Source organism: Lysinibacillus sp. GW823-FHT06C08 (genome assembly GCF_058795135.1).
Map to the genome: position 1 here is coordinate 53,988 of NZ_JBXAHN010000012.1, position 14,241 is coordinate 68,228.

A 14,241-nucleotide genomic window follows, 5' to 3' on the forward strand; every position below is an offset into this window, starting at 1 on the left:
GTTATTCTGACGTTTTTCCGAGACTAGTGTCACAACTAGTCTCTTTTTTTATTTTTTCAGTCATTTTTTATGCATCTTTGGGGGGATTAACGTGGAACAGCAACAATTAAAACGTGAATTAAAAAATCGCCATGTACAGCTTATTGCCATTGGTGGGACAATAGGAACCGGTTTATTTCTAGGCTCTGGGAAAGCCATTGCATTAGCAGGGCCTTCGATCATCCTTGCCTATTTAATTGTCGGAACGGCACTCTTTTTTGTTATGCGTGCATTAGGCGAACTATTATTATCGAATTCAGGATATACATCATTTACGGATTTTGCCTCCGAATATATAGGGCCATGGGCAGGGTATGTAACAGGCTGGACCTACTGGTTCTGTTGGATCATGACAGCGATGGCGGATATTATCGCTGTAGGGGTTTATACACAATATTGGTTTGATATCCCTCAGTGGGTTCCAGCTATTGGTTGTTTAGTAGTATTACTACTACTGAATTTATTGACGGTCAAACTATTTGGGGAGTTAGAATTTTGGTTTGCTATCATTAAAGTGATTACCATTGTGGCGCTCATTATCCTTGGACTTATGATGTTAGTGACAGGCTTTCAAACAAGCTCTGGGACGGTTTCAGTAGATAATCTTTGGGTCCACGGCGGCCTGTTTCCAAATGGAGTATATGGCTTTTTAATGGCCTTCCAGATGGTTGTTTTCGCTTTCGTCGGTGTGGAATTAGTAGGGGTATCAGCAGCCGAGACTGCAGACCCACAAAAAAACATTCCTTCTGCTATCAATAAAATACCATTTCGAATTCTACTCTTTTATGTAGGGGCACTGTTTGTCATCCTATGTATCAATCCATGGTATGAAATGTCTGCCGCAAGCAGTCCATTTGTCCAAGTATTTACGTTAGCGGGCATTCCAATTGCTGCAGGTATTATTAATTTTGTTGTGCTCACTTCAGCCGCTTCTGCTGGTAATAGTGGTTTATTTTCAACAAGTCGCATGCTCTTTAATCTTGGTAAAAATAAACAAGCATCACCTGCTTTTGCTAAGCTCAATAAAAATAGTGTTCCAAGTAACGCACTAGTCATTTCTGCAATTGTTGTATCTGTAGGGGCACTGTTAAGTAAGCTAATGCCAGAGAATGCCTTTAGTATCGTAACGACTATTAGTGCGATTTGCTTCATATGGGTGTGGAGTATTATCATCATTTCTCACATCATCTATAAACGGAAAAATCGTGCCCTACATGAAGCCTCAAGCTTCAAAGCACCGCTGACACCTTTTATTAACTACGTAGTGCTTGCGTTTTTTGCTTTCCTATTAATTGTGATGTTTATTTCTGAGGCAACACGTACAGCTCTTCTCCTAACCCCTATTTGGTTTATTGTCCTATTCATTCTATATAAAATGAAAAAAAGATGACTTCAGAGCTCACTCTGAAGTCATCTTCTACTCGTTAAAAAATGGTCATATCCCATTCTGTCGCTAAATGTTTCAGTAATTGGACACCTGCGACACTATTCCCGATAGGATCGATGGCTGGTCCATAAATACCTATGCCACAGCCAGCAGGGAATGGTGAATCTAACCCTGCATGGCCTGGGACAGCAGTAAGAATGGCACCAGAAACACCACTTTTAGCAGGAAGTCCAATAAATGCCGCAAATTTTCCTGAAGCATTGTACATACCGCATGTTACCATTAAAGCCTTTGCTAATTTTGCCACTTGTTTAGGAAATAACTGTTTCTTTAATAGCGGATGATAGCCATCATTAGCGATAACTAAACCAATCATCGCTAAATCGGATACATTGACTTCAATCGCACATTGCTTTAAGTAAACCTCAAGAGCCGCTTCTACTGGGCAGTCTAAGAAACCAGAATCCATTAAATAGTAGGCTAGTGCTCGATTACGGTTAGCTGTCTGCCACTCAGATTGAAACACTTCCTCGTTGACACTTAATTGCTTACCTATGATTTGCTCTAAAAATTGCAGGATTTTGTCAATCTTCTCCTGTGGTGAATGACCAATCATCATAGAGGAGACAGTAATCGCCCCAGCATTAATCATTGGATTAAAGGGCTTTCCTGGCTGATGACTTTCTAAGCGAATAATAGAGTTGAATGTATCCCCTGTTGGCTCAACATCAACCCTCTCTAATACATAGGGCAATCCTCGATCCATACAGGCCAGTATAAAGGTGATTACTTTGGAAACACTTTGAAGCGTAAATAACTCCGTCGTATCACCAGCTTTAATTTCATGCCCTTCAGTGCCAATAATGGCTATAGCTAATTGATTTGGGTCTTTTTTAGCTAATGCAGGGATATAGTTAGCGCACCGTCCTTCTTTTGCGGCAGAGCGAAACTGTGTGACCGATTGTGCCACAAGCTGATCGTGACTAGGTTGTGTTGACATTACTGTGGACTCCTTTCAAAATGTGCAAAAACAGAGTCTTCATAGTTCTCCTATGAAGACTCTATCCATATTTTTGCTATCCTTTTATAGCTTTGGAGACATTGTCCCCTCCGGAATTAACGATTCATACGTCTCCCCATCAAGACGTTCTTGCCATTCCTTTTTAGCTTTCTCAATCAGTATTGGATTACCCAATAACTCAATAGCTGTACACGCCATAATTTTAGCAGCTTGTAGCATACCTTTATGGGCGATTGGTGTGACACCTTGAGAAACAACTTGCCATGTATGCAGTGGCGTTCCTAATGCCATACATACTGTCGTACATTGAACAGTTGGCACATTCCAGCTAACATCTCCCACATCAGTAGAGCCACCCATGATAAATTCAGGGAGCATTCGAGGAATATGATCAGCAATAACTTTTCCTTGTAATTGTTGAACATCACCTTTATGTAGACCAACTAATGAAGAGGCTTGTACTTCAGGAGAAAACGTATTGAAAATAGCCTGAGCATACTGTTCATCCTCTATTGTATAGTCTGGCATGCCAATTTCAAGTATTTGTTGATACATGGCATCATAAAGTGTCTTATTCGTTATTAAATTAGAGGCAGCACCTTCAAAATCGATTTCTAGGGAAGTACCTGTCATGAGCGTTGCACCCTTCGCTATTTGTTCAACGCGCTGATAGATTTCTTGCACTTGTTGCTTTTTAGGTGCTCGCACTAAATAGGTAACCTCAGCATATGGTTGAACAACATTCGGAGATGTTCCACCAGAGTTTGTAATAGCATAATGCACTCTTGCTTCTGGAATAATATGCTCTCGTAAGTAGTTTACCCCAACGTTCATCAGCTCAACAGCATCTAATGCACTTCTTCCCAGATGAGGAGCAGCTGCAGCATGTGCACTTTTACCTGTAAACTTAAATGTAACAGCATAGTTTGCTAGAGAGCTACAAGTCATCACCGTTGAAAACGTACCAGGATGCCAAGAAATGGCGATATCTACATCATCGAATAAGCCAGCTTTCGCCATATAAGCTTTACCAGATCCATTTTCTTCTGCAGGGCAACCGTAAAAACGGATGGTTGCGGATTGTGGATGTTGCTCTAAATAATCTTTTACGGCAACAGCTGCTGCAAATGCTCCTGTTCCTAATAAATTATGGCCACAGCCATGACCACTTCCCCCATTCTCAAGAGGCTCATGAGTGGTAACACCGCCCTTTTGGCTCAAGCCTGGTAGTGCATCGTATTCCCCTAAAAAGGCGATGACTGGCTTTCCTGACCCAAAAGTTCCAACAAGCGCAGTATCAAGCCCAGCTAAGCCAACCTCAGTTTGAAACCCCTCGTTTTCGAGTGCCTCTTTCATATATTGCATGGATCGTTTTTCTTGAAAATGAAGCTCCGGTACAGCCCAAATTGCATCGCTTAATGCTACACTAGCATCCTTCTTTGCCTCAATAAATGTAGAAATTTTTTCTTGAAAACTCATTATTGTCCCTCCAATTTATTCATTATGCTTTCAATAATGCTCCTTTTTGGTCGTTTAACGTTACAAGCGACACAATACAAATGAGCGCGAATCCAATTAACATCCAAAAGGCTGCATCAAACGAACCATTAAAGGCATCGACCATAAAACCAATAGCCATAGGTGTAACAAACCCCGCTAGCTGTCCGCCTGTATTCGCGATCCCCATAGCTGAGCCTGTTATAGACGAAGGCAATTTCTTTAGAACAATTACGGGTAGTAGCGTAATGACAAACGCAATAAAGATAGAAACAACTGTTTGATAGCCAATAAATAATGTCACCGTTTTCGCTGTAAACATTAAATACAATAAAAGACCGATGACTGCACAGGAAATAGAGCCTAACACCTTTTCCATTCCTCTTGGAAGCTTATCGATAATATATCCGCTACCATACACCCCAATAATCGTTGTAATAGCAGGAATTGTTTGTGCCCAACCAATGGACATTAAGTCTAGTCCACGATTTTTTTGAAGGTAGGTTGGAATCCACGATACTAATCCCCAGTTCACCGCATAAATACAGAAATAAGCAATAATCAAATTCCACATGAGCGGTGTTTTCAGTAGTTCTTTAAAGCTTACCTTAACAGCCGGACTACCTGTCTCAGCAGCATCTACTGTTTCAGCTTTCGGGAGCTGAATGTATTTCCAATATAAATAAGCAATAATCGCTCCAATAGCCCCGATAATGATAAACATCATACGCCAGCCAATCGTTCCTAATAAATAAGCGGCCAACAGCGGTACAATTAGCGAAACAATCCCACCAGAAGTCAGCATAATTGACATCGCTCTGCCTCTTTCTTCTTTCGGGAAAATCGTGGCAATAATCTTAGAGCTAGATGGTTGAAATCCACCTTCTCCGATGCCGAATAAGAAACGAATAACAATCATCGCTGTTAAAGACCAGGCAATAGCCGTAAGTCCGGTAAATATTGACCACATGATGACAGCCATTAGCAAGATTCGTTTTGCGCCAAATTTATCAGCTAGCCAACCTCCTGGTATTTGCATAATGGCATAGCCTAAAAAGAAAGCGCTTAAAATAATACCAGTAGAAGATGCATCCAGTTGCAAATCGCCTGTAATTGAAACGACTGCGTAGTTCATAATATAGCGATCTAAGTTCCCTAAAGACCAGCCTAAAAATAATAGCGCAAGGATAACATTTCTAGATTTTTTCGTTACTTCATTTGTTGTCATTTATATCCCTCCCATGATCAAAAACCTTCTCTTTATGGCAGTGATTGCATCACCGCTACAGTTGTTCTTTAAGATTCTTGCCCCCTTGCAAATCTAGTAAAATCAAAACCCCTTTTATATACCGACATTTTCGTTATATATTCGTATAATAATCAAAGTACTCCAAAAAAACAATATTTTTTTGAAAATTTCTAATAGATAGTCGCTTCTCTAGCTATGAATGATCGGCTCAAAAAAGCGCACAACTTGTGGACTGGTCTTTGTTTTATCGATCCTAAAATTTTAGAAAAAAAAATGTCCCAAACCACACATTGGTTTGGAACATTTTTTTAGTTTCTAGACAAGCTGATACATTTTGATTGGTCTACCACGCAAATGCTGTAATTCTTCGCCACAAATTCTTGCTAAATCTACACTACATAAATCCGCAACAATACGCTGTGCATTTCTTTCACTCATTTGAAGCTGTGTTGCTAAATCCTTTGTCGTAAAATGCTTCCAGCGCATTTTCTGCACAAGCGCATGGATTTTCATATACGTTTTAATACTAATATTACCTTTTTTTAGCTTTTCTAAAATATCGGGATCTTCTGCTCGGTAAGAATAAGACAACTCTTCCATATTTCCGACCGACTCAATAATCGTACCGTCATCCTGAATCATAACGATATCGATGGCCTCATTTTCCTTGGTCTGCCTTAGCCCTCGATGAGCATGTAGTTCTGCATTGAATACGGTTTGTGCAAAACCAATACCTGCAGTTACTTTTGCTTCCATTTCGATGGATAACTGATACATTTTTTCCTGTAGAAATTTAATTTGCCCTTCAATGGCTCCCCTTGTACTAAAAATTGTATATTTTCCATTCCCCTCTTCAATGAGGGAACCGTCAATTTGTTCACAAAGTTGAAGTAGATGTTCCTTAGTACGTAGCTCTAAATATTGGATGCGATACCCTTGCTTCATACGCTCCTTTAAGGAATCAAAATCCTTGATTTCAAGCATTACTGCACCAATTTGAGTTTCTTTATAGTAGGATGTTTTAATTTTTTCCGTAAATAGCTGAACTGTATGGTAAATTTCTGTTTTTGTGGGAGATACCCAATAGGAGGGAACGCCTCGATCTTTCAGCTCTTCATCGACAGATGGATAACAAGTGATGGCAAAATCGATCTTTCCCTCCTGCCAAAGTGTATAGTGAAAATCAAATAACTCTTTTGGATCAATGGCTACATCAAATTCCTTTAAATACATATGATTGACATTCTTTTGGATCTCCGCTAGACCCTCTGAAGCCATTTGTGAGGGAGAAGGTATAATATCGATACTAACATTTTCAATAAACTTCTTTTGCCGATAGGATTGCTCTAAAAATCCTCTATAAATAGCCGCCTCCGAAAAAATGATATGAGCCAATTTATCCTGTGAAACGTTTGTTTGGCTCGCTATCTTATAGGGGATATAGCCAGAAAACAGCCAGAAATCCACATCTTGATCATAGGTCTCCACAAGATGCTTTGTCTCTGTCGCTATCGTATAAATATATGGAATAAATTCCATATCCTGTTCAATCTCTCTGGCTAAAGCAATAATTCTTTGGACGGATTTGACAGGACCCACAACACCTATTTTATACATCTTTTTGTTCCTACCTTCTTTGTGAAACTGCAATAGTTATGTAAAAAATTTCTTTTCTCTTCTGTTCATAGTATAGCGGACAACCAATTTACTAGACAAATAAAAAATCTATACAGAAAAACCCCGAGTTTCTCGGGGCTTACCTCATTTAATATCCTGTGGATACATGTTTTTATAAAGTAATTCTAATTTTTTGGAAAGCTTCCCATAAGCGGATTGCCAGGCTTTTTGAGCCGCCTCATCACCATCTGCCTTGTACAATGCATGGACGTCGGCAACCTTCTTCAAATCACTTTCGGCCTGTGTAAGCTTCGAATAGTTTTTGACAATCTTTTTATCTTGAGCGCTCAAGGCATCATACTTAGTACGAATATCTTTTACTTTATCCTCTAGACCAGCTATATACTCACCATTGACAAGGAGTGAATTGATCGATTCAATTAATGTCAAAGCCTGTTCATTCGTTTGCTGTTGACCTTGTTGCTTTTCGCTAACCCATCTTTGGATATCTGAAGGAATAAGGCTCACTTGCTTAGATGTAAGTTTTTCAAATGCCTTGATGACAGTGCTTGGGTTAGTGTTAAATGATTTTTCATAGGTCTTCATAAAGGACTCTGCTTTTTTCACATCTGCGATTGCCGCTTTTAAAATATCATAATTCGTAATCAGCTTTTTATCACTTGAGCTTAGGCTACTGTATTGCTTAGACAGAGTATTAATTTTATCAATCGACACTAAATACTGATCATTTGAAACAATAGTAGCTATTTCATCATTCAGTTGCTTTATATTTGGTGCATTTTCATCAATAATTTGATTCTTTAACAGTGCTTCGTATTGCTCTTTTGCTAAATGCTGTTGATTAGCAGGTAATTTAGCATACGCTTTTTGCACAGACTCTATTTTTTTAGCTTGTTTCGCCGCATCTGTTTCTTCTTTAGCGGTTTGAATTTTTTTATAGAATGATTTGACACCTGTAATGTCCTTCTGAGCAGCAGTTAGTAAATAATTATTAGTTACATACTTTCTTGCACCAGATGACAGCTTTTTATAGGATTGTGCTGCCGTATCAACTGCTTTTTCTAATTGATTGAATGTAAATTTAGTGACATCCGCAAATTTAGCAATATCTGCTTTCAAAGCCTCTGCTGCAGCCTTATCAGCCGGTACTTTTCCATCAACAGAAACTTTTGGCGTATTGAGTAAAAACTCTTGAGCATTATAGACAAGCGATTGCTGTAAAGATGTCAATTTATTATAAGCTTTTAATGTATTCGTATAGCTCGAATTCAGTTTGCTTTCAGTTACACCACTGATGCCCGTTAGTTTTTGATAAGCATCCATATCTTTAATCACTTTTTCAGCTGTTTTTAAATCCTTTTGTAAAGTAACAAGGCTGTCATACCCCTCTATTTGGGCTGCCGATGCTTTTGTTAAGCTCTTATATTCTTTTACCATGCGAGCCACATTGTTGACATGACTTTGCCAAGAACTAGCAGATGGATTGATTGGATAAAGATCATCCCCAATATAGCTATCGATATCATTGTTTAATGTAGCAATTTGACTTTCTTCCGCACTTTCAGCTGCCGTTAAAAGCTGACCATACTTGTCTGGCACTAATTTTAATTGTTTATACGTTAATTTTTCATAGGTAGAACGAATAGACTTGGCAACCGTTACCTGCTTATTTGGCGTATTATTGGAGGATAATTTATCAAATGATTTAATAAATTGCTCCACTTTTTTAATATCGGTTTTAGCCTCATTGAGAATCGTTAGGTTTTGAACAGCCCCACGATAATTTTGTGATAATTTAGCAATATCTGCCTCAATCGTATTCACGACCCCTTGTAAGGAATCCTTATCAGAAGGAACATACTGTGAAATGCCATTCGAATAAGAAAGTAAATTAACGATTGCCAAATTAAGTCTTCTGACTTCTTTTATTTCCTCAAGATCATTGGGCTCATTTAAAAGGTTTTTAATGCTAGTATATAAAGCATCATTGACATCTAAGCTACGTTGTAATAAATCGAACTTATCGTAGGCCGCTTCAATTTCCTTTATATAGGCAGGCAAATCTTTGTCGCTAATTCCCCCTACCTTGTCCACTTTTTCATTTAACTTATTGATAAGGTCCACATCTGCAAGTGCTCGCTTGAGAACAGCATAATTTGATACATTCCCTTTAGCAGGCTCTGACAATGCTTGATATTTACTTTCTAATGCCTTAATTTTTTCCTCAAACGACTTTATATCAGAAACATTGTATTTGTTATCATTCACTAATAAATTTTTAATATCATTTGATAATGTATCTGTTGGTTCTTTGGATATAGAAATCACTTCAGAACGTGGCGATTCCACAAAAGAAGTGCCTACCTGAGCTTTTACCTTAACAATAATATCTTTGATTCCCTTTTCTATGGCATCTTTCGGAATAGTATAAGTGCTACCTGAAGCTCCCTCAATAATAGTGAAGGAATTTTCACCCTCGCCTAGTTGATAAAACCATTGATAACTATATGTAATTTGACCGCTTGTTAATTTCGCTCCTGCCTTATCCGTTACAGTAACACCCGCTACTTTCACCGTTTCGCCAGGTGCAACAAAATCTGAAGTCGAAAAGCCCTCTAAAGTCGGCTTTGTAATCGCAAGATCCAATTGATTAATGGTTCTTGGCTCACTTTGATATTTTTTTCCATCAGTTGTAGTAGCCTCCACAAAAATGGTTTTACCCGCTGCTTCTACTGGCACCTTTAACGAAGCAGAAGTAGCACCTGCAATCGGTTTATTCGTAGACGTTTTTGAACCATCTTCACTAGCTACCTTTTCTAGATAATACCATTGGTAGGCATTGACTATGGCATTATTGGGTAATTGATGAACCGTTAATGTTTCATTTACAATATTTTGCCCCGTGACCGTCACCGTCTCCGCTGCACTTGCAACAGTTGGTACAATAAGTGCTACGGGTATTGCTGCTGCTGTTAAAAATAATTTTTTATTCAAATCGGTTGACCTCCTCAATCCTTCTATTGAATTATATCGGCCACATCTCCCTGATTTCCTTTATTCAGGGAAAAGAATTCAAAAAAGTGTATATTCTCCTGTATTCTCATCTCTACAATAATAATATTTTGATATTATTTCATACTCAAAATACAAAAGCCTTCTAATCCACCTCATAAAAATTATGAAGCGATTAAAAGGTGAAAATTGTAGGCATATAGCGTATTCTGCTTCATCGGGCTATCCTCGAATCATGTAAGTTGGTCGGTTCAGCGTACTATACGCATAAGGATATGGATACTGAGTTTCACTTACGCGAATACGAATCATCATTCCCTCTCCTACTTTGCTATGTAATGCGAACTTCCCATTAAACGCCTGAACCCTCTCTTGCATACCTTGAATGCCCATGGATTCGGTCAGTATAATATCATCTAAATTACACCCCACACCATCATCGCTATACAAAACCTCAAAGCCTTCTTCCGTGCTTTGTAAATGGATAGTAACTGCATTGGCATAGGAATGCTTTAATGCATTGTTTAATAATTCTTGAAACAAACGATAGATCATTAAATTTAAACGCTCATCCTCTAAATAAAGACGATCAATTGTATAAAGCAATTCGAAGTTTGCCCGTTTTTGAACTTTTTGAATAAGCTTCTCAAGTGCAGCATTTAAGCCCAATGTATCTAATAACGGAGGCTTTAAATTTTCACAGTATCCTCGTAAATCATTTAAGGAGGTAATCATATGCTCATGAAGCTTCCCAAGTTTAGTTGAAAAATTTTCTGAATCCTTCATGTGCATCAGGACATCCATTTCTCTTGCGATATGAAGCTGCTCCTGTAAAATCGTATCATGAAGCTCTTGGGCTAACTGATACTTCTCCTCCTCAAAACGAAGCCAAAGTAATTTATTAAGCCAGGGCAGCTGCCGATTATCTGCCTCTTTCATATGCTTTAACTGATCTAATAGGTCCTCGACCATTTTAGTATTTTCAATAAAGTTATTTAAATATAACAGTAACAATTCCAGCCATAGCAATTCCTCATCCTTCAAATAAATAGATTTATTATGATCCACAACAAGAATTCGTTTATAACTTGTATCCTGATGAATAAAGGCTATATAGAAATGATCTGTTTTTTTAATATCCCCTAAACCTAATTGTTCAAGTAATACCTCATCAATTTGATGTTGATTGTATTCCTTGGATTTGTTCGTTAATGTAACTTGATGTGTTTGAAAATCATACGTGAGAACATAAACACTTTCCATTTCAAGCTGGAGCACCACTTCCTGGACAAACTTCTCCAATAAATCCTCAATCTTCACAACTCTCCCTATACTATCGACGGTAGTATATAAGCGGTGGATATAGTCACCTTTTGTAGAAAACAAAATCTTTCGCTTACGATAATCAACCCGCTCCTTAATGTAAAACAACGCCATTAAGGAGAGAAACGTAAAAAAGAACAGCTCCGTCATACGTGTAATTGATAAATCCGTCAATAAATACAATCCACCCAAAAGCCAAATAGTAAAGGCAAATGAGAAATTAAAATAATAGCGTATACGTGATATAAAGTACTCCATATCAAATATACGTTCTGTGAGTTGAGTGAATAAGAAGCTTAAAGGAATGAGCATTAGAAAAAGTGAGCACACCTCTCCAGAAAGAAAATGCTTTTGAAAAAATATTTCTGGTACCGCAAACAAAAAAAGAAATGGCAAGAACGGGATAATAATGCTTAATAGAAAAATCTTAAATTGAGGGATTTTATAAGTAAAATAACCTCTTCCAAGAATATATAGAATGGCAATTAATAAAATCAAAAATAACGATAATGTAATTTTTGAAAATATAGGATTTGTAGATGGATAGACAATGCTAAGTATACTGAAAAAAACAATAATCAAAGGTATTAAATATACTATTTTTATATTTTTAATGAAACTCCATTTTAAATTCAAAAATAAAAAGTAATTTCTTAAAAAATGTATTACTATAACGAGGCAAAGTAACATACTACTTCGATTTACAATAGTACCAATAATATTTAATCTACCAGAAGCTCCAATACTAACGTAAGCTAATGAAACAGTGAGAATAAATAAAATAAGTAAATTAATTAATCTTGAGTTCATTTGTTTGTAATATAAATATATTGCGATTATTAAACTTAATAAATAAAAACAACCTGGTAACATTAACGCATAAAATATTTGTTCCGGAATATCAAAAGGGGCAATATCAATTTGATTGATGTCCCCATTCTCTTTCAATAAGGTTAATTTATTTGCTACCCTAATGACAGGATTATAAACAATATTATTCAATTCGTTAATATCTTTATCATCAATCATTAGAATAATATCGCCATTAGCAATCCTTTGCTTTTCTGCCCAGTCTTTATAGTATGGATCTATTATAATCCACTGATCATTTTTTTCTTGTATTTTAATACCAAAAAAAGGCGTGCTATAAGTAACATATAGTAGGTAAACGCCTAATGTTAAATATATACTTATAGCAAGCCATAGCCACTTATTTATTATTAGCCTAGTACCACAGACCATATTCTAAACGTACATCTTCATCAAACGAATCCAAAATTGCCTTTTGTTCAAGTTCTGTTACACCAACAAGAGAAGCTTTCTTTTCTTTTAACAATGTTACCAACGACGGATTTTGCTCTAAATATTGAACCATGTTAATCATAAAATCGCTCCATTTCATTAGTTTTTGCAGTTACTATTATTATCCAATAAAACCTCTATTATAAGGAATTATTAACCATATTTGTAACTATAAATTGATTATACCATCATTCACCTATAATTCAACATAATTTTCTAAAAAATACAATAATATAATAGAATATGTAATGAAATTGCTTAGTTCTCCATAGATTGACATAGAAAAAGCTTGCTCCTAATGGTAGGAACAAGCTTCTACATTTTTTACTTTTTCAATCCAAAAAACCCTCTTGTAGCCACTTGTTTAAATGGGAAGAGCCCAATATAGCATGCTGCGGATTCATATCGCCAACATCTACAACAAAAACCTGACAGGCTTCATTCTCTAACGCCATTAAAAAGACCATTCCGCCTCCATCATCCCCTATGGCAACATAGCCTTTTGCATATTCCTTCACTTCCCAAGTCTCATTTCTTTCCATTATTTCCTCGGTACCATATATGAAAACACCATTCGTAAATGAAAAACCATTGGACTCTTTCAGTACGCTTTTATATTCCTCTGGAAGATGAATAGCCATGGTTTGTTCTATTAGCAAAATTTCATGCTCGTTAGCGGGAGGATTGGCAGTAAAAATATTATGTAAAGGAGACATTTTGTCACCTCCTTCTTGAAGATTTTTCATATCTTTGCAAAACAAAACTCATAAAAAGCTTCGATTACATCATCAATCTCTTGTTTTTTTACTATTGCGTTCAACCAATCTTCTGGAATTCCGTTCATTTGATGACACATACCTGCTAAAGCTCCCGTTATTGCCGCTATTGTATCCGTATCTTCTCCCAAATTGACTGCCTTTAAAATAGCTTCTTTAAAGGTAGATGCATGACCAACACTCCATATAGCTGCCTCAAGTGAGTGGACAATATAACCGCTTGATTTAATTTCATCTTCAGAGATACTTAAAAAGTTCTCATCAAAAATTCTACTGTAGGCGTTTAACTCTGTATACAATTCATGCTGTAAATTATTTTGCAGCAAGTTAAATACCTCATTTAATGCAAACTCAAGCGAATTGTTTCGGTATAAACTTAATAATAACTCAATATAAATGATAGACCCTACTATTGAACGTGGATGTCCATGTGTGATCATGGTATATTGCTGGACCAACGCTTTTCTTTTCTTAAAATCACCTTCATTTATCAATACAAATACTAAAGGCGCAATCCTCATCAGCGTACCGTTACCATTATCAAACTCGCCCGTTTTCCCACAATGCTCAGGCAAAACTCCCTTTTTATAGCTAGACACAGCGTCAGCAGTAGTAATGCCAATATCAAACATTTCCCCAAAAGGTGTCAGATAGCCTTGCTCCATATATCGTACAAACTTATCCATTAAGCTTCGTGTATCGCCTTTTTCAATCATGTTTTCGACTAAACATAGCGTTAAAGAAGTATCATCTGACCAGGTGCCAGGTGGTTGATTGTAAGTACCATACCCTATCACATCCTCTACATGGAAAGTCCCTCGCTTCTTAAACTCGACAGGTACGCCCATTAAATCACCAATGATCCCACCATATAAAGTGGCAAACAATCGTTCTCTCAACTTTACTTCTACCATAGGATTACATGTCCCCCTTCTCTACCTAACATACTATAAAGTAGCTAATAACTTTTTACGGTATACCACTATTTCACTAGCAA

At 37.1% G+C, this 14,241-nt stretch carries 10 protein-coding genes; 1 reads left to right on the forward strand and 9 read right to left on the reverse strand.

Annotated features, from left to right (window positions below; all coding sequences use genetic code 11):
* Positions 1-91 precede the first annotated feature (91 nt).
* Positions 92-1,429: an amino acid permease gene (locus tag AC1Q6O_RS20865; RefSeq protein WP_089986082.1), complete on the forward strand. Its 1,338-nt coding sequence runs from the start codon at positions 92-94 to the stop codon at positions 1,427-1,429.
* A gap of 34 nt (positions 1,430-1,463) precedes the next feature.
* Here AC1Q6O_RS20865 and AC1Q6O_RS20870 read toward each other — a convergent pair whose 3' ends face one another.
* The 9 genes from AC1Q6O_RS20870 to AC1Q6O_RS20910 all read right to left on the reverse strand — a co-directional run bounded on the left by AC1Q6O_RS20870 (position 1,464) and on the right by AC1Q6O_RS20910 (position 14,158).
* Positions 1,464-2,426 (reverse strand): glutaminase, encoded by a 963-nt coding sequence (locus AC1Q6O_RS20870; protein ID WP_008180161.1) that lies wholly within the window; start codon positions 2,424-2,426, stop codon positions 1,464-1,466.
* An 84-nt stretch (positions 2,427-2,510) separates the two neighbouring features.
* Positions 2,511-3,926, reverse strand: coding sequence for a M20 family metallopeptidase (locus tag AC1Q6O_RS20875; protein ID WP_492402115.1), 1,416 nt, complete (start codon positions 3,924-3,926; stop codon positions 2,511-2,513).
* Between the two features lie 22 nt (positions 3,927-3,948).
* On the reverse strand, positions 3,949-5,172 hold the full coding sequence (locus AC1Q6O_RS20880; RefSeq protein WP_008180157.1) for an MFS transporter: 1,224 nt from the start codon (positions 5,170-5,172) through the stop codon (positions 3,949-3,951).
* A 336-nt stretch (positions 5,173-5,508) separates the two neighbouring features.
* On the reverse strand, positions 5,509-6,810 hold the full coding sequence (locus AC1Q6O_RS20885) for a hypothetical protein (RefSeq protein WP_008180156.1): 1,302 nt from the start codon (positions 6,808-6,810) through the stop codon (positions 5,509-5,511).
* 144 nt (positions 6,811-6,954) lie between these two features.
* Complete coding sequence (locus AC1Q6O_RS20890; RefSeq protein ID WP_492402118.1) at positions 6,955-9,825, reverse strand: hypothetical protein; 2,871 nt, start codon at positions 9,823-9,825, stop codon at positions 6,955-6,957.
* 240 nt (positions 9,826-10,065) lie between these two features.
* Positions 10,066-11,340, reverse strand: a complete 1,275-nt coding sequence (locus tag AC1Q6O_RS20895; protein WP_307723795.1) for a sensor histidine kinase — start codon at positions 11,338-11,340, stop codon at positions 10,066-10,068.
* A 1,051-nt stretch (positions 11,341-12,391) separates the two neighbouring features.
* Positions 12,392-12,550 (reverse strand): competence pheromone ComX, encoded by a 159-nt coding sequence (comX, locus tag AC1Q6O_RS20900; RefSeq protein ID WP_036126978.1) that lies wholly within the window; start codon positions 12,548-12,550, stop codon positions 12,392-12,394.
* A 250-nt stretch (positions 12,551-12,800) separates the two neighbouring features.
* Entirely contained in the window at positions 12,801-13,184 is a 384-nt protein-coding gene (locus tag AC1Q6O_RS20905; RefSeq protein ID WP_107922146.1) for an SMI1/KNR4 family protein, read from the reverse strand.
* A 26-nt stretch (positions 13,185-13,210) separates the two neighbouring features.
* Complete coding sequence (locus tag AC1Q6O_RS20910; RefSeq protein WP_107922145.1) at positions 13,211-14,158, reverse strand: ADP-ribosylglycohydrolase family protein; 948 nt, start codon at positions 14,156-14,158, stop codon at positions 13,211-13,213.
* Between the last annotated feature and the right edge of the window lie 83 nt (positions 14,159-14,241).

Coding starts and splice junctions, on each gene's coding strand:
- AC1Q6O_RS20870 (WP_008180161.1), bottom strand. CDS start 2,426: ATGTCAACACAACCTAGTCACGATCAGCTTGTGGCACAATCGGTCACA.
- AC1Q6O_RS20880 (WP_008180157.1), bottom strand. CDS start 5,172: ATGACAACAAATGAAGTAACGAAAAAATCTAGAAATGTTATCCTTGCG.
- comX (WP_036126978.1), bottom strand. CDS start 12,550: ATGATTAACATGGTTCAATATTTAGAGCAAAATCCGTCGTTGGTAACA.
- AC1Q6O_RS20905 (WP_107922146.1), bottom strand. CDS start 13,184: ATGTCTCCTTTACATAATATTTTTACTGCCAATCCTCCCGCTAACGAG.
- AC1Q6O_RS20885 (WP_008180156.1), bottom strand. CDS start 6,810: ATGTATAAAATAGGTGTTGTGGGTCCTGTCAAATCCGTCCAAAGAATT.
- AC1Q6O_RS20910 (WP_107922145.1), bottom strand. CDS start 14,158: ATGGTAGAAGTAAAGTTGAGAGAACGATTGTTTGCCACTTTATATGGT.
- AC1Q6O_RS20875 (WP_492402115.1), bottom strand. CDS start 3,926: ATGAGTTTTCAAGAAAAAATTTCTACATTTATTGAGGCAAAGAAGGAT.